This window comes from Ornithinimicrobium sufpigmenti (genome assembly GCF_004322775.1).
Lineage (GTDB): Bacteria > Actinomycetota > Actinomycetes > Actinomycetales > Dermatophilaceae > Ornithinicoccus > Ornithinicoccus sufpigmenti.
The window spans coordinates 3,002,185-3,025,963 of record NZ_CP036403.1; the positions used below are offsets into that span (position 1 = coordinate 3,002,185).

A 23,779-nucleotide genomic window follows, 5' to 3' on the forward strand; every position below is an offset into this window, starting at 1 on the left:
CTGACGTCCGCGCCGATCACGGTGGGTAGTCGCTCGGGGGCACGAAGCGGAACAGGTACCAGGTCCACCACACCTGCCAGGCGACCATCAGCGCGGCCAGCACCACCGTGCGCACCACAAGCAGCCACCGTGGCTGGTCACCGCGTCCTCCACGGCCCTGCCGGCTCCCGGGGTCCCAGCCGCCGCCGACCATGATCACGTAGAGCGGGAAGAGCAGCATCAGGTACCGGTAGAGGCTGGTCCACGGGTCCAGCGCCGCGAACAGGTACAGCGCGTAGCCCAGGCACCAGGTGCGCAGGGCGACCCCCAGCCGCGCCGCCCAGGGGCCGAGCACGGCGAGCACGAGCAGCCCCAGCCCGCCGGCCAGCACCACCAGGCCCAGCACGTCGCCCCATAACCACTGCGCCCGCTCGATGGAGGGTAGGAAGGGCGTCACCGTCTCCCCGCCGCGCCAGGAGGACATCGTCACGGGGTAGGCGTCCGGGACCCCGGTGCGCCAGGCGGCGATGGTGGGCCAGACCAGGCCGGCCAGACCGCAGCCGACCAGCGCCGCGAGCATGCCCGCGCCTTCCCGTCGCGTGATGGGTGCCTGTCCGCGACGCCGCCACCGGACCACGACGCAGACGAGCGCGACCAGGCCGAGCGGCAGCGCGATCGGCCGGGCCAGCCCCGTGAGCAGGGCGACCACCCCCGCCCACCACCAGTTCTCGCGCACCAGCAGCCAGAGGACCGCGGCCAGCAGCAGCAGGGCCAGGGACTCGGTGTAGGCGACCTGGAAGGTGGGTGCGCTGGGGAAGGCCCCGAGCAGGGTCACGCCCCCCAGGGCCGCGGCCGTGCCGACCTTCTCGCGCAGCAGCCCGGCGACCAGCACCGCAGCGGCATACCCGAGCACGGTGGCGACCACGACCCCGCTCACCCCGAACGACCAGCCGGTGAGGGCCATCAGCGCCCGCGCCAGCAGGGGGAAGATCGGGTAGAAGGCCCAGGGGTTCTGGCGGACCTGGCCCCGGGCGTCGACCGGCAGCTGCTCGGGGTAGCCCTCGGTGGCGATCCGCTCGTACCACGCGCCGTCCCACAGGGTGGCGAACTGGAAGTAGCGGGGGGTCCCGGAGTCGTCGTAGACCACGGGGTCCTGCCAGTGGTGCGCGACCTGGACGAGGATGACGGTGCTGACTAGGCGGAGCACGGTCCACAGCAGCAGCACCGCGGCCACGAAGCGCACGTCGAGCAGGTGCCGCAAGGCCGGGGGTCTCGTGCGGGCGGCGAGGGTGGCCGTCATGAGGTGGCGTGCAGCCCCGTCACCCTGGAGCCGGACCGGGAGGCCCCGGCGCGGAAGCAGCCCACGAGGTGGTCGTCGACGAGCCCGCAGGCCTGCATGGCGGCGTAGACGGTGGTGGGGCCGAGCTGGGCGAAGCCCACCTTGCGCAGCCGCTTGGCCAGCAGCTCGGACTCGGGCGTCTGGCTGGGCACCTCGGCGAAGGTGCGGGGCCGGGGGGTCGGCTCGGGCGCGTGCGTCCAGAGCAGCTCCTCCAGCCCGCCCTGCTCCCGCAGCGCCAGGGTGGCCCGGGCGTTCTGGATCGTCGCCTCGATCTTGCGGCGGTTGCGCACGATCGACTCGTCCTCCAGCAGCCGCTCGACATCGGCCTCGGTGAAGGCGGCGACCCGCTCGGGGTCGAAGTGGTGGAAGGCCCGGCGGAAGGCTGGTCGCTTGCGCAGGATGACCAGCCAGGACAGCCCGCTCTGGAAGCCCTCCAGGCACAGCCGCTCCAGCAGCGGGGCCTCGCCGTGCACGGGCTTGCCCCACTCCCGGTCGTGGTAGTCGCGGTAGTCGGCGTGGGACAGGCCCGGCCAGGCGCAGCGGGCGACCCCGTCGGGTCCGACCGTGAGGTCGGGGTGCGGTGCAGCGGTGCTCATGGGGTCCCTCCCACCCGGGGCCCGCCGTCGACGTCCAGCACGTCCCGTTCCTCGCGCAGCCGGGCGATCTCGGCGTCCCGCTCCCCCAGCTCGGCGACCAGCCGCTCGAGGGCGGCGTCGACCTGCTCGGTGCGGTAGCCGCGCAGCGCCACGTCGAAGCGCAGCCTCTGCACGTCGGCCGGGCTCAGCGGGCCGCCCGGCAGCGGCTCCGCAGAGGTGGTGGTCACGGCGTCCGGTGTCCCGGGCACGGCGATCCGCGACACCAGCACGGCGGCGACGGCGCCCAGGACCAGGACGAGCAGGATGACCCCGATGATGACCACGGCACAGATCCTCGCACGTCAGGATCGATCCGAATAGTCCGCCTCCGGCGCGTCGGAGGCGAGCTGGCGCTGGGCCCGGGCCGCCCGGTGCGCGACCATCCAGGCCACCGCCTCGTCGACGTCGTCGGTGACCCGCAGCAGGTCCAGGTCGTCCTCGCTGATCATCCCCCCGCCCAGCAGACTGGTACGGACCCAGTCCAGCAGCGGGCCCCAGAACTCCCGCCCGACCAGCGCGATCGGGAAGTGGGTGATCTTGCCGGTCTGGATCAGGGTGACCGCCTCGAAGAGCTCGTCCAGCGTGCCGACCCCGCCGGGGAGCACGATGAACCCCTCGGAGTACTTGACGAACATCGTCTTGCGGACGAAGAAGTAGCGGAAGTTGATGCCGAGGTTCACGAACTCGTTGAGGCCGGACTCGAAGGGCAGCTCGATGCCCAGCCCCACGGACAACCCGCCCGCCTCGGCCGCGCCCCGGTTGGCGGCCTCCATGGCCCCGGGCCCACCGCCGGTGATCACCGCATACCCCGCCCCCACCAGGGACCGTCCGGCCGCGATGCCCATCTCGTAGGAGGGGTGCCCGAGGCCGGTCCGGGCGGAGCCGAAGACCGCGACCGCCGGGCCGATGTTGGCCAGCGTCCCGAAGCCCTCGACGAACTCGGCCTGGATCCGCATCACCCGCCAGGGGTCGGAGTGGACCCAGTCCGCGGGGCCGCGGCTGTCCAGCAGCCGCTGGTCGGTCGTCGTCCGGGGGACCTGCGCCCCCCGCAGGGTCACCGGGCCCTTGCGGTGCTCTCGTCTGCTCACGGCACCCGACCCTACGGGAGGCCCCCCGACGACGCGAACAGCGACGCGGGTGCCGACGCGAACGGCGGGCCGGTGGAGAACCACCGACCCGCCGTGCGCGTCATCCTGCGCCGTCCGGCGCCCGGAGAGCGGTCAGCCGCGCTCGTCCATGCCGAGGAAGCTGCGCTCAGCGGCACCGGTGTAGACCTGCCGCGGGCGGCCGATCTTGGTGGCCGGGTCGGTGATCATCTCGCGGTACTGGGCGATCCAGCCGGGCAGCCGGCCGATCGCGAACAGCACGGTGAACATGTTGCTGGGGAAGCCCATCGACTCGTAGATCAGGCCGGTGTAGAAGTCGACGTTCGGGTAGAGCTTGCGCTCGACGAAGTAGTCGTCCTCCAGGGCCGTGGCCTCCAGCTCCATGGCCAGCTCGAGCAGCGGGTTGGCGGCCGCCTTCTTCTGGAACATCTCGTGCGCCGTCGCCTTGACGATCGCCGCGCGCGGGTCGTAGTTCTTGTAGACCCGGTGGCCGAAGCCCATGAGCTTGACGCCGTCCTCCTTGTTCTTGACCTTGCGGACGAACTCGGCGACGTCACCGCCCTCGGCCTTGATCTTGTTGAGCATCGCCAGCACGGCCGAGTTGGCCCCGCCGTGCAGCGGGCCGGAGAGCGCCTGGATGCCGGCGGAGATCGAGGCGAACAGGTCCGCCTCGGAGGAGCCGACGAGCCGGACCGTGGAGGTCGAGCAGTTCTGCTCGTGGTCGGCGTGCAGGATGAACAGCAGGTCCAGCGCCTTGGCCAGGTCCGGGTCCATGTCGTAGGGCTCCGTCGGCTGACCGAAGGTCATCCACAGGAAGTTCTCGACCAGGTTGTAGTCGTTGTTCGGGTAGAGCAGCGAACGGCCCTGGCTCTTGCGGAAGGCGTAGGCGGCGATCGTGGGCAGCTTGGCCATCAGCCGGAAGGTCTGGGTCTCCACCGCCTCGGGGTCGTGCGGGTCGTGGCTGTCCTGGTAGAAGGTGCCCAGGGCGGCCACGCCGGAGGCCAGCACCGACATCGGGTGCGCGTCCCGAGGGAAGCCGTCGAAGAAGTTCTTCATGTCCTCCACGAGGAGGGTGTGGCGGCGCAGCCGGCTGTCGAAGGCCGACAGCTGCTCGGCCGTGGGCAGCTCGCCGTAGATCAGCAGGTAGCTGGTCTCCAGGAAGCTGGACCGCTCGGCCAGCTGCTCGATCGGGTAGCCGCGGTAGCGCAGGATGCCGGCGTCGCCGTCGATGTAGGTGATCGCGGACTTGCAGGCCGCGGTGTTGACGAAGCCGACATCGAGCGTGACGTCGCCGGTCGTCTTGAGCAGCGCACTGATGTCGAGCCCGTTGTTCCCCTCGACGGCCGGCACGACCGGCAGCGACAGGTCCTGGCCAGCGTGCGTGAGGGTCGCCGGCTCGTGGGTGGTGGTCGTGTCGTCGGTCATAGGTCCTCCTGGTCGGGGGCGGGGCAGGCGGGGGTCAGTCGGGGGTCAGTCGGAGCTGGGGCCAGCGCCCGGTCACTCGTCGTGGGACTGGGGCGGCAGGGCGGCGATCAGGGGGTGGTCCTTGGGGATGAGCCCCATCTTGGCCGCTCCGCCGGGGCTGCCGAGGTCGTCGAAGAACTCGACGTTGGCGTTGTAGTAGTCCGCCCACTCCTCCGGCACATCATCTTCGTAGTAGATCGCCTCGACCGGGCAGACCGGCTCGCAGGCACCGCAGTCGACGCACTCGTCAGGGTGGATGTAGAGCGCACGCTCGCCCTCGTAGATGCAGTCGACCGGGCACTCCTCGATGCAGGCCTTGTCCTTCAGGTCCACACACGGTTGGGCGATCACATAGGTCATGAGGACAGAGTATGCCGTGAAGGGGGGTGCCCGACGCACGGGGGCACCCTCACGGGGATCGGGACTCACCGGCAGCCAACCGTCGGCCAACCGGCAGCAAACCGTCGGCCAGACAAGAGCCAGCCGGCAGCTAACCGGCCTCCGGATGGGTGCAGGTCACCTGGTCCGAGGCCTGGTAGGTGGTCGTGTACTCATCCCGGTGCACCTCCTGCCCGTCGCGGGACAAGATGCGGACCACGGTGATGGTGAAGCCCTCCGACCTGCCCTGGGGGACGCAGTCCTCGCTGTCGTCCTCCTTCTCCTCCCCCTGCGTGATGTTGCGCCGCTGCCCGTCGATGGTCTGCACGTCGTACTGCCGCTGACCCAGGTAGGTCATGTGGATCTCGTCGCCGCTGACCCAGGCCCGCACCACCACCGGGGTGTCGGTGTCGTTGGTCCAGAGGTTGTCGATGTACGGCAGGGCCAGCGTGGCCTCCCGGCCCGCCGGATAGCGGTCGATGTAGAACGTGTGCGGGGTGTGCGCGTCGAGCTGGACCCCGGAGTTCCAGGAGGTGTTGAGGACCACCGTCGAGATCTGGGACAGGCCGCCGCCCAGGCCCATGACCAGCCGGCCGTCCATGATCACCGGGGCATCCACATACCCGGCCTCCTTCGAGATCTCCCCCAGGGCCGCACCGAGGCTGAACTGCTCCCCCGGCATGACCACGGTGCCGTTGACGTGCCCGATCCCGGCCCGCAGGTTGGCCGTCCTGGCCTCGTTGGCCGGGCCGGTCGGGAAGGCGGAGACGAAGCTGCCCATCGGGGAGAACCGCCAGCCCTCCGACACCTCCGTGGGGATCGCCGGCTCGACCACCGAGACGTCCGCCTCGACGGTGCGCCCCTCCCCCTCCTCCGCGAGGGCGGCGAGCACGCCGTCGGCCACCCCGTCGTCCTCCAGCGCGTACCCGACCCGGGCGGGCACCACCTGCACCTCGGTGCCGTCGAGCCGGACGGTGGCGTCGACCGGTCCGGCCTCCAGCTGGCCCAGGTCCTGACGGACGCGGCCCAGCAGCGCCTCCTCGTCGAGCTCCAGCGACAGCTCGCCCCCGCTCTGCCGCACGGACAGCAGCTGGCGCAGGTCGCGCTCGGCAAGCTCTGCGGTCGCGGTGGCCTCGTCGTCCTCCTCGCCGCGGGCCGCGGTGACCAGCACGGGCGCCCCCAGGGCCAGCTCCAGCTCCTCCTCGACGAAGCGGTCCACCTCGGCCTGCGTCACCTCCGGCGACACCTCGACGGCGTGACCCGGGACCTCCCGGTCCTGGGCGGTCGGCCAGCCCGGGGTCAGCCAGGCCTCCTCGACCTCCTCCGCGGTCGCGGCGACGTCCAGGCCGCGCCCCAGCACCGCGTCCCTCGACTCCACCCCGTCGGGGCCGATCGTGACCTCGCCGTCCTCGGGCTCCCGGTCGAAGTCCTCGGCCAGCCCGGCCACCGCTCCCTCGAGGGTCTCGTGGTCGACCGCGGTGCGCAGGGGCAGCTCCCGGTCGGTCCCGGCCACGTGCGCCCACAGCTCCCGTGGGTCGAACGACAGCCGGGTCGCGCCGGACAGGGTGGCATCTAGGTCCAGGCGCAGGCCCGCCTCGTCGGGGACCAGGCTCAGCTCCTCCACCTGCGCGACGTCCGCAGGAGGCGCCTGCGCCCCCGGCGCGGGGGTGCGCACGGTGATCGGCGAGCTGGTCAGCCCGGCCAGCTGGCGGGAGAGCACGTCCTCGGCCTGCTCCCGCGTCAGGCTGCCGATGTCGACACCGGCGACGGTCACCCCGGCCGGCTGACGGTCCTTGAAGTAGTAGGCGGCGGCGAGGTAGGCACCGCCGAGCAGCACCACCGCCACGGCCAGGGTGAGCAGCACCGACCACCAGCCGCGGCCGGCAGCGGGCTCCTCACGCAGACCGTTGCGGCCGTCCGGGCGCTGGGTGCGCTCGCTCATGTGCCGTTCATCCCTTCGTGTGGCGCGGGCTCACAGCCGCGTCCGGGTCCGTGGTGCCCGCGCAGGGCACCTGGCGGCCGGGCGGCGCGCCGAGGTACCCCCGCCTCAGCGCAGTTCTCCGAGCCGTCCACGGTAGTGGACGAGGCCGGGCTCGTCGGTAGGACCCGCCCGCATCCCGACGACCTCGACGACCGCGATGACGTGGTCGCCGGCCTCGTGCAGGGCGTAGGTGCGGCACTCGAAGCTGGCCAGCACCCCGGTGAGCAGGGCCACGCCGGTGACCGGCCCTCGCTCGTGCGGGATCCGCGCCAGCTGGCCGTGCAGCGGGCGCCCCGTCTCGCCGAGCCACTCCGCCAGCCCACGCTGCCGGGCGGTGAGCACGCTGAGCCCCAACGGGCCTCCCGCCTGCAGCCCCTCCAGCACCCGGGCCTCGCCGTGCAGGCTCACCAGGAGGAGCACGGGGTCCAGCGACACGCTCGTGACGGTGTCCACGGTCAGCGCCACGTCGTGGCCGCGCCACACGGAGGTGGCGACGGCCACACCGCTGGCGAAGCGGCCCATGGCCTGCCGGTACCGCGCGGGGTCGATCGGCTCGGTGGCGTGGTCGTGCCGGTCGTGCCGGTCGTCGTGCTGGTCGGGACGCTGGTCGGGACGCTGGTCGGGACGCTGGTCGTCGAGGTGGTCGGGACGCCGGTGGCCATCCTGGACGCCGTGCGAGGTGGGGCGGGGGCGGTCGCTGGTCACGGCTGCGGCACCCCCTGGGCGTCCGCGAGCGCCTGCCTGGCCTCCGGCCAGCGGGCGAAGGCTTCACGGCCCGGCAGGCGGGCGGCGATGTCGTTGGACAGCGTGTAGAAGCCGTCGAACACGGTGGCCTGGGTGGGGTGCTCGCGCAGGGCGGCGACCTGGCGGGGCAGGGCCGAAGCGTCCTGCACGATGTGCGTCACCACGTGGTCGGGGACCACGCCCGGCGGGTATGGGTCGTCCGGGGCCGGGACCCGCGCCTCGCCCCCGGCCGGGCTGAGGGTGCCGGGTGGGACGTGCGCGGCCAGCCACGCCCGGTCCTCCGCCGCCCACGAGCGCGGCACCACGGTGACGTAGAGAGCCGGCCGCCGGACGGGGCCAGCCTGCGACCACATCCGCTCCACGGCGGCCACCGTCACCCGGTGCGTCTGCAGATGGTCGGGGTGGGCGTAGCCGCCCCAGGGGTCGTAGGTGAGGACGACGTCCGGGTCGACCTGGCTGAGCAGGTCGGCCAGCACTCCTGCCCCCTCCTCCACGTCCGCCGCCGCGAAGGCCCGCGGATGGGCTGCCGCGGGCGACCCGGCCATGCCGCTGTCCCGCCACCTGGGCGGGTCGCCGCCCAGGTAGTGATGGCGGACTCCCAGCACGGCCATCGCCCGGGCCAGCTCCCCGTGGCGGTACGGACCCAGCTCCTCGGTGCCCTCCAGGTGGGCCACCTCGGGGGTGATCACCTCACCCTCCTCCCCCAGGGTCGCGGTCACCACGTGGACCTCGTCCCCGGCCCGCACGTGGTGGGCCAGGGTCAGGCCGGTGGCCAGCGTCTCGTCGTCCGGGTGCGCGTGCACCGCGACCAGCCGCAGCGGGCGCCCGTCGGGCTGACCGTCGCGCAGGTCCGGGCGGCGGGCGACCTCCTGGGGACGTGGGGACATGCTCAGGCCTGGTTCTTGGCCTTCGAGGCCGCGCGGGCGCGCTGGTTCTGGTCCAGGACCACCTTGCGGACCCGGACCGCCTCCGGCGTGACCTCGACGCACTCGTCCTCGCGGCAGAACTCCAGGCTCTGCTCCAGGCTGAGCAGCCGCGGCGGGATGAGGCGCTCCAGGACGTCGGCGCCCGCGGAGCGGACGTTGGTGAGCTTGCGCTCCTTGGTGATGTTGACGTCCATGTCGTCGGCGCGGGAGTTCTCCCCCACGATCATGCCCTCGTAGACCTCGGTCGTCGGCTCCACGAACAGGGTGCCGCGCTCCTGCAGGTTGAACATCGCGTACGTGGTCGCCACACCGGTCCGGTCGGAGACCAGCGACCCGGACTGCCGGGTGCGGATCTCCCCGAACCACGGGGCATAGCCCTCGAAGACGTGGTTGGCGATGCCGGTCCCGCGGGTCTCGGTGAGGAACTCGGTGCGGAAGCCGATGAGCCCGCGGGCGGGCACGACATACTCCATCCGGACCCACCCGGTGCCGTGGTTGGTCATCTGCTCCATCCGGCCCTTGCGCGAGGCCATCAGCTGGGTGATGGTGCCCAGGTGCTCCTCGGGGGTGTCGATGGTCAGCCGCTCGACCGGCTCGTGCACCTTGCCGTCGATCTCCTTGGTCACCACCTGGGGCTTGCCGACGGTGAGCTCGAAGCCCTCGCGGCGCATCTGCTCGACGAGGATCGCCAGCGCCAGCTCGCCACGGCCCTGGACCTCCCAGGCGTCCGGGCGCTCGGTGGGCAGCACGCGCAGCGAGACGTTGCCCACCAGCTCCTTGTCCAACCGGTCCTTGACCAGGCGGGCGGTGACCTTGGAGCCCTTGACCCGCCCGGCGATGGGCGAGGTGTTGGTGCCGATCGTCATCGAGATAGCCGGCTCGTCGACCGTGATGAGGGGCAGCGGCACGGGGTTCTCGGCGTCCGCCAGGGTCTCGCCGATGGTGATCTCCGGGATCCCGGCGATGGCCATGATGTCACCGGGGCCCGCGGCCTCGGCCGGCTTGCGCTCCAGCCCGTCGGTGAGCAGCAGCTCGGTGATCTTGACCCGGACGATCGAGCCGTCGCGGCGGCACCACGCGACCTGCTGGCCCTTGCGGATCTCCCCCTCGTAGACGCGGCACAGGGCCAGCCGCCCCAGGAACGGGCTGGAGTCCAGGTTGGTGACGTGCGCCTGCAGCGAGGCACCGGGGGTGTAGGTCGGCGCCGGCACGGTGTCGAGGATGGTGGCGAAGAGCGGCTCGAGGTCGGGCTCGTCCGGCAGCTCGCCGTCGGCGGGCGCGGTCAGGGAGGCGCGACCGGCCTTGGCGGAGGCGTAGACCACCGGGAAGTTGAGGGCTTCCTCCACCCGCTCGGGGTCATGGTCGTCGAGCAGGTCCATGAACAGCGCGTAGACCTCGTCGACGACCTCGGAGATCCGGCTGTCCGGACGGTCCACCTTGTTGATGCACAGCACGACCGGCTTCGCCGCCGCCAGCGCCTTGCGCAGCACGAAGCGGGTCTGCGGCAGCGGTCCCTCGGAGGCGTCGACCAGCAGGACGACACCGTCGACCATCGACAGGCCCCGCTCGACCTCACCGCCGAAGTCGGCGTGGCCGGGGGTGTCGATGATGTTGATGGTCATCCCGCCCTCGGGGGCGGAGGTGCCGGTGTAGCGGATGGCCGTGTTCTTGGCCAGGATCGTGATGCCCTTCTCCCGCTCCAGGTCGCCGGAGTCCATGACCCGTTCGACCTCGGTCCCTTCCTTCTGGTGCGCGGCGAAGGCGCCGCCCTGGGTGAGCATGGCGTCGACGAGGGTGGTCTTGCCGTGGTCGACGTGCGCCACGATGGCTACGTTGCGGATGTCGTCACGGGTGGCGGCGCGCACGCCGGAGCTGGTGTCAGCGAGAGGCATAGTCTCCAGTCTCTCAGGTCCGGGGCCCTGCTCCTGCACATCGGTCAGAGCGGTCGGTCAGCGCGGGGGGGTCAGCGCGGGGGGGTCAGCGCGGGAAGTCAGGGTCGACGGTCAGGTCGGGCTGGAGCGAGGGGTATGCAGCAATCCGGCGAGGTGCTCGACGATCGGCAGGTCGGCGCTCAGCCAGGCCACCTCGAAGAGCTCCTCGCGGGTCAGCCAGCGCACCTGGTCGTGGTCCTGCAGGGGCGCGGGAGCGGGTTCGCCCGGCCGGACGACGGCCCACCACAGGTCCATCACGGCGGTGGGAGACAGGGGCCAGGCGGCCGGCCCCACCCGGTCTCCCAGGCGCACCCGCACACCGAGCTCCTCCAGGATCTCGCGGTGCACGGCCTGCTGGGAGGTCTCCTCAGGCTCGACCTTGCCGCCGGGGAACTCCCAGCCTCCCGCCAGGTCAGCCGGCCGCGTCCGGCGCGCTGCCAGCACCCTGGTGGGCAGCTGGAGGTCGTCGACGAGGGCCACGGCCGAGACCAGGACCACGGGCTGGTGGGAGCGTTCCGGCATACCGCCATCGTCGCAGTTCAGCGCGCGCGCACCCCTCATACCCCCGTCGAGAGGTGTGCGGGAGGTTACGTTCTCGTAAAGATCCGGGCGGGAATCTCCCACCGGAGGGTCCACCTGTGGTGAGGTTCGATATCTGCCGGTGCACCGGCGCCCGGCCGCGCCCCTTGTGGCGGCCGCCATCTCGAGGAGGAGACACATGATCAACCGCAAGGCTGCCGCCGTGGCCGGCGCCGCCGCACTGGCCCTAATCCTCTCGTCCTGCGCCGAGTCCGAACGGGACAGCGGTGGCGAGAACACCGACACCGAGGACACCGACACCGGGGGCACCGCCACCGGCGAGGCCGGAGGCGGTGAGGACCAGCCCTCGGACGCGACGTTCGTCTTCGGCGCGGCCGGTGCACCGACGACCTTCGACCCGTTCTACGCCAGCGACGGTGAGACGTTCCGCGTCACCCGCCAGATCTTCCAGAACCTCATCGGCATCGAGGAGGGCGGCAGCGAGGCGGTCCCGGAGCTGGCGACCGAGTGGACCAGCGACGACAGCGGGCTGGTCTGGGACTTCACCATCCAGGAAGGCGTGAAGTTCCACGACGGCACGGACCTGGACGCCGAGGCGGTGTGCGCCAACTTCGAGCGCTGGGCCGACCAGAACGAGGCCGGCCAGAGCCCGTCGGGCGCCTACTACTACGGCAACGACTTCGGCTTCGGGGAGGACTCGCTCTACGAGTCCTGCGAGGCCACCGACGACTACACCGCGCAGGTGACCGTCTCCCGCGTCACGGGCAAGTTCCCGATGGTGCTCTCCCAGTCGTCCTACGCGATCCAGTCGCCCACCGCGATGGAGGAGTATGACGCGAACGGCATCGCCCTGGAGGGCGAGGCGTTCGTCTTCCCGGAGTACGCCCAGGAGCACCCGACCGGCACCGGCCCGTTCACGTTCGAGGCGTACGACAACGCCGGTGGCACGGTGACCCTTGTCCGCAACGAGGACTACTGGGGCGACGCGGCCGGGGTGGCCAACCTGGTCTTCAAGATCGTCCCGGACGAGAACGCCCGTCGTCAGGAGCTCGAGGCCGGCACGATCCAGGGTTACGACCTGCCCAACCCGGTCGACTGGCAGGGCCTTGAGGACAGCGGCAACCAGGTCCTCATCCGCGACCCGTTCAACGTGCTCTACCTGGCGCTGAACCCGGTCGCCGACCCGCAGCTGGAGGACCCGTTGGTCCGTCAGGCGCTCTACCACGCCCTCAACCGTGACCAGTTCGTCACCTCCCAGCTGCCCGAGGGCGCCGAGGTGGCCACGCAGTTCATGCCGAACACGGTCAGCGGGTGGGACGAGAGCATCGAGGCCTACGAGTACGACGTCGACAAGGCCAAGGACCTGCTCGAGCAGGCCGGGAAGTCCGACCTGACGATCGAGCTGTGGTACCCCTCCGAGGTGACCCGCCCCTACATGCCGGACCCGCAGCGCGTCTACGACGCGGTGAAGGCCGACTGGGAGGCTGCCGGAATCACCGTCGAGACCATCACCAAGCCGTGGGCCGGTGGCTACATCGACGACACCCAGGCCAGCCGGGCCCCCGCCTTCTTCCTCGGCTGGACCGGTGACCTGAACTCCGCGGACAACTTCCTGTGCGCGTTCTTCTGCGGCGACGACAATCAGTTCGGCACCTCTGGCTACGACTGGCACGGTGACCTGCAGGAGCAGATCGCGGCGGCGGACGCCGAGCCGGACGAGGCCACCCGCGAGCAGATGTACAAGGACCTCAACTCGGCGATCATGAGCCCCGAGTGGCTGCCCGGCCTCCCGCTGTCGCACAGCCCGCCGGCCGTCGTGGTCGCCGGCAACGTCGAGGGTCTGGTGCCCAGCCCGCTGACCGCCGAGGACTTCTCCACCGTCACCATCAACGAGTGAGCTAGCCCCTCGGGCTGAGCCCTGCTCAGGCAGAGTCCGTCACCCGCGGCGGGCCAGGTCGACCGCGACCCGGCCCGCCGTCGGCGGCCTCCGACACTGCCGCACCCCCACCCTTCGCCGTCACCCAGGAGTCCGCGTGCTGAGGTTCATCGTCCGCCGCTTGATGCAGGCGGTGATCGCCCTGTTCGTCCTGAGCGTCCTGCTCTTCGCCTGGCTGCGCTCCTTGCCCGGCGGCGTGGTCGGTGCGCTCCTGGGCGAGCGCGGGACCCCTGAGACGGCGGCCCTGCTGCGCAGCCAGCTCGGTCTCGACGACCCGATCCCGGTGCAGTACTGGCGCTTCCTGGAACGGGCCGTCCAGGGCGACTTCGGCATCTCCAACGGCGTCTACCGCGGGCAGCCCGCGCTCGACGTCTTCACCCAGCGCTTCCCCGCCACCCTCGAGCTCAGCATCTTCGCCATGCTGATCGCCCTCGCCCTGGCCATCCCGCTCGGCTACATCGCCGCCCGCCGCCGCGGCGGGGTCCTGGACACCGGCAGCGTCGTCTTCTCGCTCGTGGGGGTGGCCGTGCCGGTCTTCTTCCTGGCGTACGTGCTCAAGTACCTCTTCGCCGTCCGGTGGGGGCTGCTGCCGCCCTCAGGACGGCAGACCGTCGGCATCGACGCGACGCACATCACCAACATGTACGTCCTGGACGGCCTGCTGACCCGGGAGTGGGACGCGGCCTGGGACGCGTTCAAGCACCTCATCCTCCCCGCGATCGCGCTGGCCTCGATCCCGTTCGCGATCATCTTCCGGATCACCCGGGCCGCCGTCATCGACGTCATGGACGAGGACTACGTGCGCACCGCACGGGCCAAGGGCCTGACCGCGGGCACCATCCGTGGCCGGCACATCATGCGCAACGCACTCATCCCGGTCGTCACCATCATCGGTCTGCAGATCGGCGCCCTGCTGGCCGGTGCCGTGCTGACCGAGAAGGTGTTCGCCTTCCAGGGCATCGGCCAGGCGCTGGCGATCGGCTTCGAGCTGCGTGACTACCCCGTCCTGCAGGTGCTCATCATGATGGCCGCGCTGATCTACATCGTCGTCAACCTGCTGGTCGACATCGCCTACGCGATCATCGACCCCCGAGTGCGGACCTGAGGAGGACGCCGTGACCGAGCAGACAGCTCCTCCCAGCACGACCGGGCGTCGCCAACCGACCGGTCTGGGCGCCCGGAAGAAGGCCCGGATCGACGAGCTCGCCGAGGCGGGGACCATCTCCTCGGAGGAGGGGGTCAGCCTCTGGCAGAGCGCCTGGCGGCGCCTGCGCCGCGACCCGGTCTTCCTCGTGGGCGCCGGCATCGTGCTGGTCTTCGTGGTCATCGCGATCATCGCGCCCTGGATCACCCCGCACGACCCCCGCGCCCGGCTGCTGATCGAGCAGGTGACGCCTGCCACACCCATCCCGCCCGCCCAGCCCGGGCACCCGCTCGGCGGGGACAACGCCGGCCGCGACCTGCTGTCCCGGCTCATCGCCGGGTCCCGCCAGACCCTCCTGGTGGGGGTGCTCGCCACCCTGGGCGGTCTCACCGGAGGCCTGGTGCTGGGGACTCTGGCCGGTGGCATCGGACGGTGGGCCGACACCGTCGTCATGCGCATCGTCGACGTGATGCTCTCGATCCCGAGCCTGCTCATGGCCTTCTCGATCGCCGCGATGTTCGCCCGGCCCAGTCAGTGGACCGTCATCCTGGCCATCGCCATCATCCAGATCCCCATCTTCGCCCGGCTGCTGCGCGGCTCGATGATGGCCCAGCGGCACAGCGACCACGTGCTCGCGGCCCGGGCGCTGGGGGTCCGGGCACCCGCGATCGTCTTCCGCCACATGCTGCCCAACTCGCTGGGCCCGGTCATCGTGCAGGGCACGCTCGTCCTGGCCGTCTCCATCATCGATGCGGCCGCGCTGTCCTTCCTCGGCCTCGGCAACCCGGACGACGCCATCCCGGAGTGGGGACAGATGCTGGGCAAGGCCCAGGTCTTCTTCAACTCCTACCCGCACATCGCCGTCTACCCCGCCCTGTGCATCATCGTCGTCGCGCTCGGCTTCACCCTCGTCGGTGAGTCGCTGCGCGAGGCGCTCGACCCCAAGTCCCGACGCTGAGGTGCGACACCCGATGACCACGACCGCCTCCCCCTCCGCCGGCCGCCGTCCCGGCGCCTCCCGCAGCGAGCCGCTGCTGCAGGTCGAGGACCTGCGCGTCACCTTCGGACCCAAGGGCAAGAACCCGTTCCGGGCCGTGGACGGCGTCACCTTCGACGTCGCGCCCGGCCAGACGGTCGGTCTCGTCGGCGAGTCCGGCTGCGGCAAGTCGGTGACCTCGCTGGCCATCATGCGGCTGCTGCCGCAGCGCGGCAACGAGGTCACCGGCAGCGTCCGGTTCGCCGGTGAGGACCTGCTGACCCTCTCCGACGACCAGATGCGCGACCGACGTGGCGCGGAGATGGCGATGATCTTCCAGGACCCGCTGTCCTCGCTGAACCCCGTCGTGGCCCTGGGCGTGCAGGTCGCGGAGGTCATCGCGCGCCACAAGGGCGCCAGCCGGGACCGCGCGCGCAAGGAGGCGGCGACGATGCTGGAGAAGGTCGGCATACCCGACCCGACGCGGCGGCTGAAGGACTACCCGCACCAGCTCTCCGGAGGTATGCGGCAGCGCGCCCTGATCGCCATGGCGCTCGCCTGCGAGCCCCGGCTGCTCATCGCCGACGAGCCGACCACCGCCCTGGACGTCACGATCCAGGCGCAGATCCTCGCGCTGCTGCGGGAGCTGGTCACCGAGTCCGGCACGGCGCTCATCATGATCACCCACGACCTGGGCGTCGTCGCCGGCCTCTGCGACGAGGTCAACGTCCTCTACGGCGGTCGCATCGTGGAGCGGGCCCAGCGGCACGAGCTGTTCGCCAACCCGCGCCACCCCTACACCCACGGCCTGCTGGCCTCCATCCCCCGCCTCGACGGCGGGCGCGAGCGGCTGTCCCCGGTGCCCGGGTCGGTGGCGGACAACCTGCCCTGGGACCACGCCTGCGCGTTCGCGCCCCGGTGCGTCAACGCCCTGGACACCTGCCTGACCGTCACGCCGGCCCTCGAGCCCGAGCGCAAGGGGATGGACGCTGCCGACCCCGATACGCACCTGCTGCGCTGCCACAACCCGATGGGAGGCCAGGAGTGAGCACACCTGCCCAGCATCCTGACGCTACGGCTGAGCGGCCGGGCGGCAGCACGGACGGCGCCGCTGACGACGTGCTCGTGGACGTCCGCGGGCTCAAGGTGCACTTCCCGATCAAGCGGGGCGTGGTCTTCGACCGGACGGTCGGTCACGTCTACGCCGTCGACGGGATGGACCTGAGGATCCTTCGCGGGGAGACCTACGGCCTGGTCGGCGAGTCCGGCTGCGGCAAGTCCACCTTCGGCCGGGCGCTGCTGCGCCTGGAGGACCTCACCGAGGGTGAGGTCTCCTTCGACGGGACGGACCTGGCCTCGCTCAAGGGCGAGAAGCTGCGCACCCAGCGCCGGCACATGCAGATGGTCTTCCAGGACCCGCTGGGCAGTCTCGACCCGCGCCAAACCGTCGAGCAGCTGCTGCTGGAGGGGATGCAGGCGCACGGCATGGTCAAGGGCGGAGGGGCCCGGGACCGGCTGATCGAGCTGCTCAAGGCGGTCGGGCTGCCCCGGACCGCGCTGTCGAAGTACCCCCACGAGTTCTCCGGCGGCCAGCGCCAGCGGATCGGCATCGCCCGCGCCCTGTCCGTCGACCCGCAGCTGATCGTCGCCGACGAGCCGGTCAGCGCCCTCGACGTCTCGGTCCAGGCCCAGGTGATCAACCTGCTGGTCGACCTGCAGGAGGAGTTCGGGCTGACCTACCTGGTCATCGCCCACGACCTGGCCGTGGTCCGGCACATCAGCGACCGGATCGGCGTGATGTACCTCGGCGGGCTGGTCGAGGAGGCGCACGCGGACGATCTGTATGCCGCTCCCCTGCACCCCTACACCAAGGCGCTGCTGTCGGCCGTGCCGGTCCCCGACCCGGAGGTCGAGGACACCCGAGAGCAGATTCTGCTGGTCGGGGACCTGCCCTCCCCCGCCAACCCGCCCTCGGGCTGCCGCTTCCACACCCGCTGCCCCTGGCGGCAGGAGACCCGCTGCGACGACGAGCGTCCCCAGCTGCGGGTCGTGCAGATCGACGGTGTCCCCGCCCACCACCGGGTGGCCTGCCACTGGGCCGAGGAGATCGCCCGCGGCGAGATCCAGCCGCACGCGGTCAAGGCCTCGGTCACCGACCCCACCCAGCAGCAGTCCGACGGCGACCCCTCCCTCTTCGCCAACGTCACGGGGCACGTCGCCGACGTGGACTAGCCTGACCACTCCTACGGGTTGCTGAACGCCGGCGACCGGGAGCTCCAGACCCATGCAGGCACCTCGTGCAGGCCTTCCTGCTCGTCACAGGACGAGGCAGCGAGGGCGTCCAGCCAGACACCCGCGGGAGCGCCCCGGGCCGGCGCTCCCGTGTCGTGTCACCGATGACCGCGCAGCACCTCTCGCAGGGTGTGTCCGGCCAGTCCGTCCAGCAGCTTCCGGGCATGCTCGGTGACCCCGGACAGGTCCGGGACCTCCTCGAGCGCCTTCACCGCCCGGGCGAAACGGCTCGCGTCCTCGGCCGTCACGGGTCGGTCCAGGACCTCACTCGCCGACCACAGTCCGTCCATGAACGGCTCGAGGGCCTCCTGGACGATCCGGCGGTGCTTTCGGGTGGCAGCCAGCCGGGCCAACGGGACGCGGTGCTCCTGCACGAGCGCGGCGACCTCCCGGCCACCGGGTGTCTCCTTGATGGCGACCTCGACCTCGCGGGCGATGCCTCGGTGGCGCGGCAGTCGCACCCGTTCCGCCCACGACTGGGGTCGAAGGGGCCGGTGCGCCAGCACCGGCTCACGCAGCTGTGGTGGCCACACCCGGGACGGCTTCACCGCGGGCACGAGCCGACGCGCCGGCACCGAGCCCACCAGGTCGTCGGCGGGCCGCGTCGCAAGGCCGCGGTCGCCCCGGTCGCGCGCGAACAGGCCGTCCAGCAGCTGGCCCACCACGCCGGAGCAGATGGTGGTGAGGTCGAGGTCCGCGAAGACGTCGGAGATCGGGTGGGCGTAGGCGTTGTACTCGCTGGGGACGCCGCCCCACAGCAGCCCGACGACGCGGCGCCACGCCGCCCCCTCGGGGTGGTCGCGCTCGACGACCAGCGACCCGGAGTCCCCGAAGTAGGCCATCCGCAGCTGCCCCTCGTCCGGCAGCATCTCGAAGTCGCGGGTCGACCCGTTGTGGCCGAGGGACAGGTCGATGGCCACGATGGTCCCGGTCGTGTGCTCGGTCGTGGCGCCGGACTTCTCGACCTGCATGCCCAGCACGGGCTCGGTGATCTCATACACGCCCGGGGCTATGCCCTCGATCTCGTAGACGACGTGGTCGGCGTCCGTCGGTGCGGCGATGGTGGCGTCCAGAGTTCCGGTGCGCACGTTGTCGGCGATCTGGTCAGCGGCTGCGGTCGAACCCCACGGCTGGAAGACGTTGGCTCCCACCGTGCCGCCCAACACATGGTTGTTGGACAGCAGCACGGGTCCGTCGTTGAGGTCGTCCCACACCCAGCCACCGAGCGTCCCACCGCCCAGACCGCCCTCGATGGCTCGGCCGCCGGGCACCGGCCGGATCCGGGTAGCCAGGCTTCCGTCGGGCAGGTGGGGGTACTCGACGGCGCGGGGCCGCTGCACCACATCGGTCTGCACCGGCTCCCGGTCCGAGCCCCAGACCTCGATCGACGCCGGCACGCGCCACCCGGGGGCGAGCTGGTCCACAGGGACCTTCTGGTCGACGTAGACAACCACTGAGACCTCGTCGGTGAGCTTGCCCCCGACGCGCTTGTAGCCGATTCCCACGGTGTGGACACCCGGGATAGCGAACAGGTCGGCTTCGACCTGAGCCTTGGCCGCCGAGGCGTGCTCGACCTCTGCCGCGCTCGGTCGTCTCATCTCTTCTGGCATGGTGGCTCTCCTTGGATGGACGGCCCGCCCCCGGGACGGGGGACACGTTGCCGCTCAGTTCCAGGAGGGACGCGTCGGATGCGTGATACGTGACGCCTGGCCGACTGAGCGTGAGCACCTGGGCATGCACCCCCACATCCGTCCCGCATGGCGTCGGTGCCGGGCGGTCGCTGGCGCACCGGCAGCGACCTCACCGGGACGCCGCATACCCGGCTGGCGGCGGACTCCGACGTATCACGCAAGGCTGTCCTCCCTCCTCCTCCACAGACCCCGGCGCCCGGCCGGGGCAGGGAGAAGGGACGAGTTCCGATGTGGACATCTGAGGACTTCCCCGGCGTCGACAAGGTGCCGTGGCAGCTGCTCATCCGGGCCAGGTTCGTGCGTGAGGTCGACGCGTTCGTGGCCAGCACCATCGTCAACCAGCTCGCGCACGTCGCCTCGGCGGAGGTCACCGGCAAGGTGGCGAGCGCGGCCGCCCAGGCGATGCGGTCGGCGGCGGTGGAGACCGAGAAGGTCAGCCGCACGGCCCGCGCGGAGGTGCTGGTCGCCGTGGCGGACTTCATCGACATCTGCCCGCCGTGGCCGTGGCCGCGCCCGTGGCCCTGGCCGCCGCGACCGCCGTGGCCACCACGTCCGTGGCCCTGGCCCGACCCGCCGTGGTCGGAGCACGAGCGGCTGCTGCCCGAGCTCGGGACGCCCTACGAGGGCGTGGTCCTGCAGGGGGCGCTGGAGCTGCTCGAGCGTGCCGGGAGCCCGCAGCTGCAGGAGGGCCTGCGCCCCGTGCTCAAGGAGGTCGGGCACGGGTAGGCAGACCATCCACCACGGGGTCGCGGGCGCCGCTCGACCGGCGCGCCCGCGGCCCCGCGGCTACTGTCGAGCCAGGCCCGTTGGACGACCCGAGGACGTGAGCACCCATGCGCAAGCACGACGTCGTGATCGTCGGTGGCGGCAACGCCGGCATCTCCCTGGCCGCCCGGCTGCGGCGTCTCGGCGCCCACGACGTGGCCATCGTCTCGCCGGACCGTCCGCACCGCTACCGCCCGATGCTCAACTACGTGGCCGGCGGCCAGGCGTCCATGGACGAGCTCACCCGCCCGGCCGCCTCCGTCGTCCCCGACGGGTGCACCTGGCTGCCCACCACGGCGGTCGCCGTGCACCCCGAGCAGCGCGAGCTGGAGCTGGCGGGCGGGCAGCGGGTCGGCTACGACGACCTGGTCCTGGCGACCGGCCTCGAGGAGGACCTGGACGCCATACCGGGCCTGGCGGCGGCGATGGACGCCGGCTGGGCCAGCACCGCCCACCTGGAGACCCAGGCGGAGCGGATGTGGACGGCGATCCGGGGTATGACGCGCGGTCGGGTCGTGTTCACCGTCCCGCCCGAGCCCTCACCGTGCGGTGGGACGGCGCTGAAGCCGCTCTTCCTGGCCCTGAACCACTGGCGCGAGCAGGGGGTGCTGCCGGCCATCGACGTCCAGCTGGTCACGCCCTACGCCTCGGTGCTCGACCTGCCCTTCGCCGACCGTCGGCTCGAGCCGCTGCTGACCGCCGGCGGGGTGACCGTCCACCACGGCTCGACCGTCGGGGCCGTCGACCACCAGGCTCGCACCCTCATTCTCGACGGCGCCGCGAGCGGGCTGCTCATCGACGACGTCGACCACGCCTTCGTCGTGCCGTACTACCGTGGCCCCGCCTGGCTGGCCGCGCTCGCCGCGCAGGACGCCGCGGGCCAGGTCGACGTGGACCCGGGGACGATGGCCCACCGCAGCGCCCCGCGGGTGTGGGCGCTCGGCGACGTGGCCCGTCTGCATACCCGCCCCTCCGGCGGGGCGCTGCGCCGCCAGGTCGAGGTGCTGGCCGAGAACATCCGCGCCCGTCGGCTCGGCGAGCCGCTGGCCTGCTACGACGGCTACACGATCATCCCGATCACGACCGACCGCCAGCGGCTCTTCCTGGCCGAGTTCGACCGCGCCGGCGCCCAGCAGCAGTCCACGAGCCTGGTCGACCTCACCGTGCCACGGCGTTGGCTGTGGGTCTTCGACCGCTACCTGGAGCCGGTGATCTACTTCCGCTCGCTGCTCAAGGGGCGGCTCATCCCTTGAGCCGGTCAACGCCATCGGTCGTCATACCTGGCCCTCGAGCAGCTCCTTGAGGTTGTCGTCGACCTCGGCCACATAGGACTCCTCGAAGCCGAAGAGCCCGAAGTGCCCGGCGACCGAGTGCAGCACCCGCAGCTCGCTGTTCGGCACCAGCGCCTGCTCCCGCTCGCAGTCCCGTGGGGGGAAGAACATGTCCTCGTCGATCGGCATCACGAAGGTTCGTGCGGTGATCCGGCCCAGCGCTGCCACCAGGTCGCCGCCGGCGTGCCGGGCGACGTCACCGCGCTGCCACTTCCAGGCCATCGACAGCAGGGCGTTAGGGTCCATCGCCGCGAACGTGGGCCGCAGGAACCGGTCGCGGAACTCCTGGAAGGTGTCCCAGGTAACGTCCGGCAGCTGCACGTTGCGCCAGAACTCCGAGCGCCAGAACTCGGTCGACAGCCCCATCACCGCCCAGATGTCGGCGTGCCGCCGCAGCCCGTCCGCGACGTCGGCCGGCGAGGAGTAGTCGCCGCCGTTCCAGCCTGGGTCGGAGGTGATGGCGTCCATCAGGGTCTGGGTGAAGAGGAAGTCGTGCGGGGTGTTCTGCGCGGTGCCGGCGATCATGGCCGCCCGCTGCACCTTGTCGGGGAAGCGCACCGCCCACTCCCAGGTCTGCTGGGCCCCCATCGACCCGCCGACCACGAGCGCGAGCCGCTCGATACCGAAGACCTCGCGCAGGAGCTGTTCCTGCGCGCGCACGTCGTCCCCGATGCGCACGTTCGGGAAGGCAGCCATCGCGATCTCGCCGTCGCTGTTGTGCGGGGAGCTCGACAGGCCGTTGCCGATCTGGTTGACCACGACGATGAAGTACCTCGACGGGTCCAGCGCCCGGCCCTCGCCGATGTAGGTCAGCTCCCACGTCTGGTGGGTGCCGGAGTACCAGGTGGGGATGAGGATGGCGTTGTCCTTGGCCTCGTTGAGCTCGCCGTAGGTGGCAACCGCGAGCTGCAGGTCCGGGATGACGCCGCCCTCCTCCAGCTCGAACCGGCCGAGCCCGTGCAGCTCGTAGGGCCCCTGCACCTCGGGGGTGTAGAACGGGTTCTCCAGGGTCATCTCTGTCTCCTCCTTGAGCAGGTATGCGGTATCCGGACCCGGGGCGGGCCGTGCCGGCACTTGCCCCGACGCTCGCACCCTACGGCCTCAGCCAGAGCTCGTGCGGACCTGCTCTTCGGCGGTGCGGTGTCCCCCCTGAGTCCTGGCAACGCGATGCCTCGCTCCCGAGGCATGCCTGTGGCCCGGCCCGCTCGGGGCCGGGCGCGGGGCGGGGTCATCGCACGTGCCAGGTGACGCCGTGCTCGTCGACGGTGGCGGTGAGCTCTCGTTCATGGACCCAGGTGTGGTGGCGGGGGCAGAGCAGGGCGTAGTTGGACAGGTCGGATCGGCCGCCGCGGGCCCAGGGGATGACGTGGTGGGCATCGCACCAGGTGGCGGGCACGGTGCAGCCCGGGATGGTGCAGCCCTTGTCCCGCACCGCCAGCCGGACGCGCTGGCCGGGGGTGACCAGCCGGTGGCGTCGACCCTGGTCCACGACCTCCGACGGCCCGCCGAGCACCATCGGGATGAGGTCGGCCTCGCAGGCCAGCCGCCGGATCGACTCCGCGCTGACGGTGGCCCCGGCGATGGTGGCGCCGCAGCCGGGCAGCTGCCCACCGCCCTCGGACAGCTGGCGTCGCAGGGTCTCCAGGTCGAGGGTGACGATCAGCGTCGCCTTCGCGGTCGTCGGTTGCCCCTTGCTGCCGGCCACGCCGCGGCGCAGCACCGTCATCAGCGCGTCGTAGCGCCGCTGCCCTGGCGTGCGCCGGTCCTCCTCCCCGGTCGCCTCGACCTCCTCGCGGGATGCCGGCGCCGCCAGCGGCGACGTCAGGATGGCCTTGACCGCCTGGTAGTCGGCGTCGTCGCCGAAGGTCATGATGATCCGCCTGACGGTGCCGTCGGCCAGCGAGGACTCGTGCACGTCGCGCAGCTCGTGCTGCGCGCGCCGGCGCTCCTCGTGCTTCTTCTCCGGCAGGCACTCCTGGAGCAGCTTGGCGATGATCAGGTCGATCTTGCGGTCGTCGAGATCTGGGTTGCACCCTGCGCTCGCCATCAGGTCGACCGCCTGCCCGTACTCCTCCGGCGAGACTGCCCGTCGGATCCGGGCCAGAACCCGATGCAACTTCGCGGCCCGCTCCAGCGACATACCCCCCGTCAGCACGCCGTCGACCAGCGGGGCGTGGACCTGCTCCTGGCCGGCCTGCGCCATCCGGACCAGGTCGTGCAGCACCGGCTTGGCCAGGTCCGGGCAGCGCAGCGCCAGCCAGTCGGCCAGGCTCATCCCCTCGGTCGAGTGGAGCCCCCGCTGGCGCGCCTCGCACGCCAGACGCACCCGCGCCCGCTGCAGCGCGGAGGCGACCGTCGAGACCGCCTCCAGCCCCGAGCGCAGCTCCGCCTCCTGCAGCCGGCCAGCCTCCTGCGTGGCCAGGTCGGCGAAGGTGGCCTCCCGCCCCGCCTGGCGCAAGCACCCCACGACCCACTCCCCTGGCATCCGGGACGTGGGCAGCCCGCCCTCCCGGACCTCCACCTGGGTGGTCCGGAGCACCTCTCCGGTCCAGCTCCGCTCCATACGAACAACTGTATGACGAGCGACTGACAGACCCCCTTGCCGCAGCTGGACCGACGGC

21 protein-coding genes are annotated in these 23,779 nt (G+C 71.7%); 7 read left to right on the top strand and 14 right to left on the bottom strand.

Features of this window, described 5'->3' with window-relative positions:
• Positions 1-16: 16 nt before the first annotated feature.
• The 11 genes from ESZ52_RS13755 to ESZ52_RS13805 all read right to left on the bottom strand — a co-directional run bounded on the left by ESZ52_RS13755 (position 17) and on the right by ESZ52_RS13805 (position 11,044).
• The gene (locus ESZ52_RS13755; protein ID WP_238154440.1) at positions 17-1,279 is read right to left on the bottom strand and encodes a hypothetical protein; all 1,263 of its coding nucleotides are present in this window, start codon (positions 1,277-1,279) and stop codon (positions 17-19) included.
• Entirely contained in the window at positions 1,276-1,914 is a 639-nt protein-coding gene (locus ESZ52_RS13760) for a DNA-3-methyladenine glycosylase I (RefSeq protein WP_131105433.1), read from the bottom strand. Before ESZ52_RS13760 ends, ESZ52_RS13755 begins: the two co-directional genes overlap by 4 nt.
• Positions 1,911-2,237, bottom strand: a complete 327-nt coding sequence (locus tag ESZ52_RS13765) for a DivIVA domain-containing protein (RefSeq protein ID WP_181009908.1) — start codon at positions 2,235-2,237, stop codon at positions 1,911-1,913. The genes ESZ52_RS13760 and ESZ52_RS13765 overlap by 4 nt, the downstream gene beginning before the upstream one ends.
• Before the next feature lie 18 nt (positions 2,238-2,255).
• The gene (locus ESZ52_RS13770; protein WP_238154441.1) at positions 2,256-3,041 is read right to left on the bottom strand and encodes an LOG family protein; all 786 of its coding nucleotides are present in this window, start codon (positions 3,039-3,041) and stop codon (positions 2,256-2,258) included.
• 132 nt (positions 3,042-3,173) lie between these two features.
• Positions 3,174-4,484 (bottom strand): citrate synthase, encoded by a 1,311-nt coding sequence (locus tag ESZ52_RS13775; RefSeq protein WP_131105435.1) that lies wholly within the window; start codon positions 4,482-4,484, stop codon positions 3,174-3,176.
• A gap of 72 nt (positions 4,485-4,556) precedes the next feature.
• Positions 4,557-4,883 carry a ferredoxin gene (fdxA, locus tag ESZ52_RS13780; protein ID WP_131105436.1) on the bottom strand — a complete coding sequence of 109 codons (327 nt, stop codon included), beginning with the start codon at positions 4,881-4,883 and terminating at the stop codon, positions 4,557-4,559.
• Positions 4,884-5,013: 130 nt separating this feature from the next.
• Positions 5,014-6,843, bottom strand: a complete 1,830-nt coding sequence (locus tag ESZ52_RS13785) for a VanW family protein (protein ID WP_131105437.1) — start codon at positions 6,841-6,843, stop codon at positions 5,014-5,016.
• 105 nt (positions 6,844-6,948) lie between these two features.
• Positions 6,949-7,587: a flavin reductase family protein gene (locus ESZ52_RS13790; RefSeq protein WP_238154442.1), complete on the bottom strand. Its 639-nt coding sequence runs from the start codon at positions 7,585-7,587 to the stop codon at positions 6,949-6,951.
• Positions 7,584-8,513, bottom strand: coding sequence for an N-acetyl-1-D-myo-inositol-2-amino-2-deoxy-alpha-D-glucopyranoside deacetylase (mshB, locus tag ESZ52_RS13795; protein WP_131105438.1), 930 nt, complete (start codon positions 8,511-8,513; stop codon positions 7,584-7,586). Before mshB ends, ESZ52_RS13790 begins: the two co-directional genes overlap by 4 nt.
• Before the next feature lie 2 nt (positions 8,514-8,515).
• Complete coding sequence (gene typA / locus ESZ52_RS13800) at positions 8,516-10,444, bottom strand: translational GTPase TypA (protein ID WP_131105439.1); 1,929 nt, start codon at positions 10,442-10,444, stop codon at positions 8,516-8,518.
• A gap of 111 nt (positions 10,445-10,555) precedes the next feature.
• Positions 10,556-11,044 carry a (deoxy)nucleoside triphosphate pyrophosphohydrolase gene (locus ESZ52_RS13805; RefSeq protein ID WP_238154443.1) on the bottom strand — a complete coding sequence of 163 codons (489 nt, stop codon included), beginning with the start codon at positions 11,042-11,044 and terminating at the stop codon, positions 10,556-10,558.
• A gap of 157 nt (positions 11,045-11,201) precedes the next feature.
• Here ESZ52_RS13805 and ESZ52_RS13810 point away from each other — a divergent pair, with 157 nt between their 5' ends.
• From ESZ52_RS13810 to ESZ52_RS13830, 5 genes are all read left to right on the top strand, one after another.
• Complete coding sequence (locus ESZ52_RS13810) at positions 11,202-12,920, top strand: ABC transporter substrate-binding protein (RefSeq protein ID WP_131105441.1); 1,719 nt, start codon at positions 11,202-11,204, stop codon at positions 12,918-12,920.
• Positions 12,921-13,056: 136 nt separating this feature from the next.
• Positions 13,057-14,064, top strand: coding sequence for an ABC transporter permease (locus tag ESZ52_RS13815; protein ID WP_131105442.1), 1,008 nt, complete (start codon positions 13,057-13,059; stop codon positions 14,062-14,064).
• A gap of 10 nt (positions 14,065-14,074) precedes the next feature.
• On the top strand, positions 14,075-15,061 hold the full coding sequence (locus ESZ52_RS13820) for an ABC transporter permease (RefSeq protein WP_425600018.1): 987 nt from the start codon (positions 14,075-14,077) through the stop codon (positions 15,059-15,061).
• A 13-nt stretch (positions 15,062-15,074) separates the two neighbouring features.
• Entirely contained in the window at positions 15,075-16,127 is a 1,053-nt protein-coding gene (locus tag ESZ52_RS13825) for an ABC transporter ATP-binding protein (protein WP_131105443.1), read from the top strand.
• The gene (locus ESZ52_RS13830; protein ID WP_131105444.1) at positions 16,124-17,311 is read left to right on the top strand and encodes an ABC transporter ATP-binding protein; all 1,188 of its coding nucleotides are present in this window, start codon (positions 16,124-16,126) and stop codon (positions 17,309-17,311) included. Before ESZ52_RS13825 ends, ESZ52_RS13830 begins: the two co-directional genes overlap by 4 nt.
• A gap of 158 nt (positions 17,312-17,469) precedes the next feature.
• Here ESZ52_RS13830 and ESZ52_RS13835 read toward each other — a convergent pair whose 3' ends face one another.
• Positions 17,470-18,969 (bottom strand): chymotrypsin family serine protease, encoded by a 1,500-nt coding sequence (locus ESZ52_RS13835; RefSeq protein ID WP_131105445.1) that lies wholly within the window; start codon positions 18,967-18,969, stop codon positions 17,470-17,472.
• Positions 18,970-19,290: 321 nt separating this feature from the next.
• On the opposite strand from ESZ52_RS13835, the gene ESZ52_RS13840 reads away from it, so the two are divergent.
• Positions 19,291-19,788 (top strand): hypothetical protein, encoded by a 498-nt coding sequence (locus ESZ52_RS13840; RefSeq protein WP_131105446.1) that lies wholly within the window; start codon positions 19,291-19,293, stop codon positions 19,786-19,788.
• Positions 19,789-19,895: 107 nt separating this feature from the next.
• The gene (locus ESZ52_RS13845) at positions 19,896-21,080 is read left to right on the top strand and encodes an NAD(P)/FAD-dependent oxidoreductase (RefSeq protein ID WP_131105447.1); all 1,185 of its coding nucleotides are present in this window, start codon (positions 19,896-19,898) and stop codon (positions 21,078-21,080) included.
• A 21-nt stretch (positions 21,081-21,101) separates the two neighbouring features.
• On the opposite strand, the gene ESZ52_RS13850 is transcribed toward ESZ52_RS13845, so the two are convergent.
• Together ESZ52_RS13850 and ESZ52_RS13855 are read right to left on the bottom strand one after the other, a co-directional pair.
• A complete protein-coding gene (locus ESZ52_RS13850; RefSeq protein WP_131105448.1) occupies positions 21,102-22,172 on the bottom strand; it encodes an alpha/beta fold hydrolase in 1,071 nt (356 codons plus the stop codon).
• A gap of 214 nt (positions 22,173-22,386) precedes the next feature.
• On the bottom strand, positions 22,387-23,721 hold the full coding sequence (locus ESZ52_RS13855; protein ID WP_181009909.1) for an HNH endonuclease signature motif containing protein: 1,335 nt from the start codon (positions 23,719-23,721) through the stop codon (positions 22,387-22,389).
• Positions 23,722-23,779 lie beyond the last annotated feature (58 nt).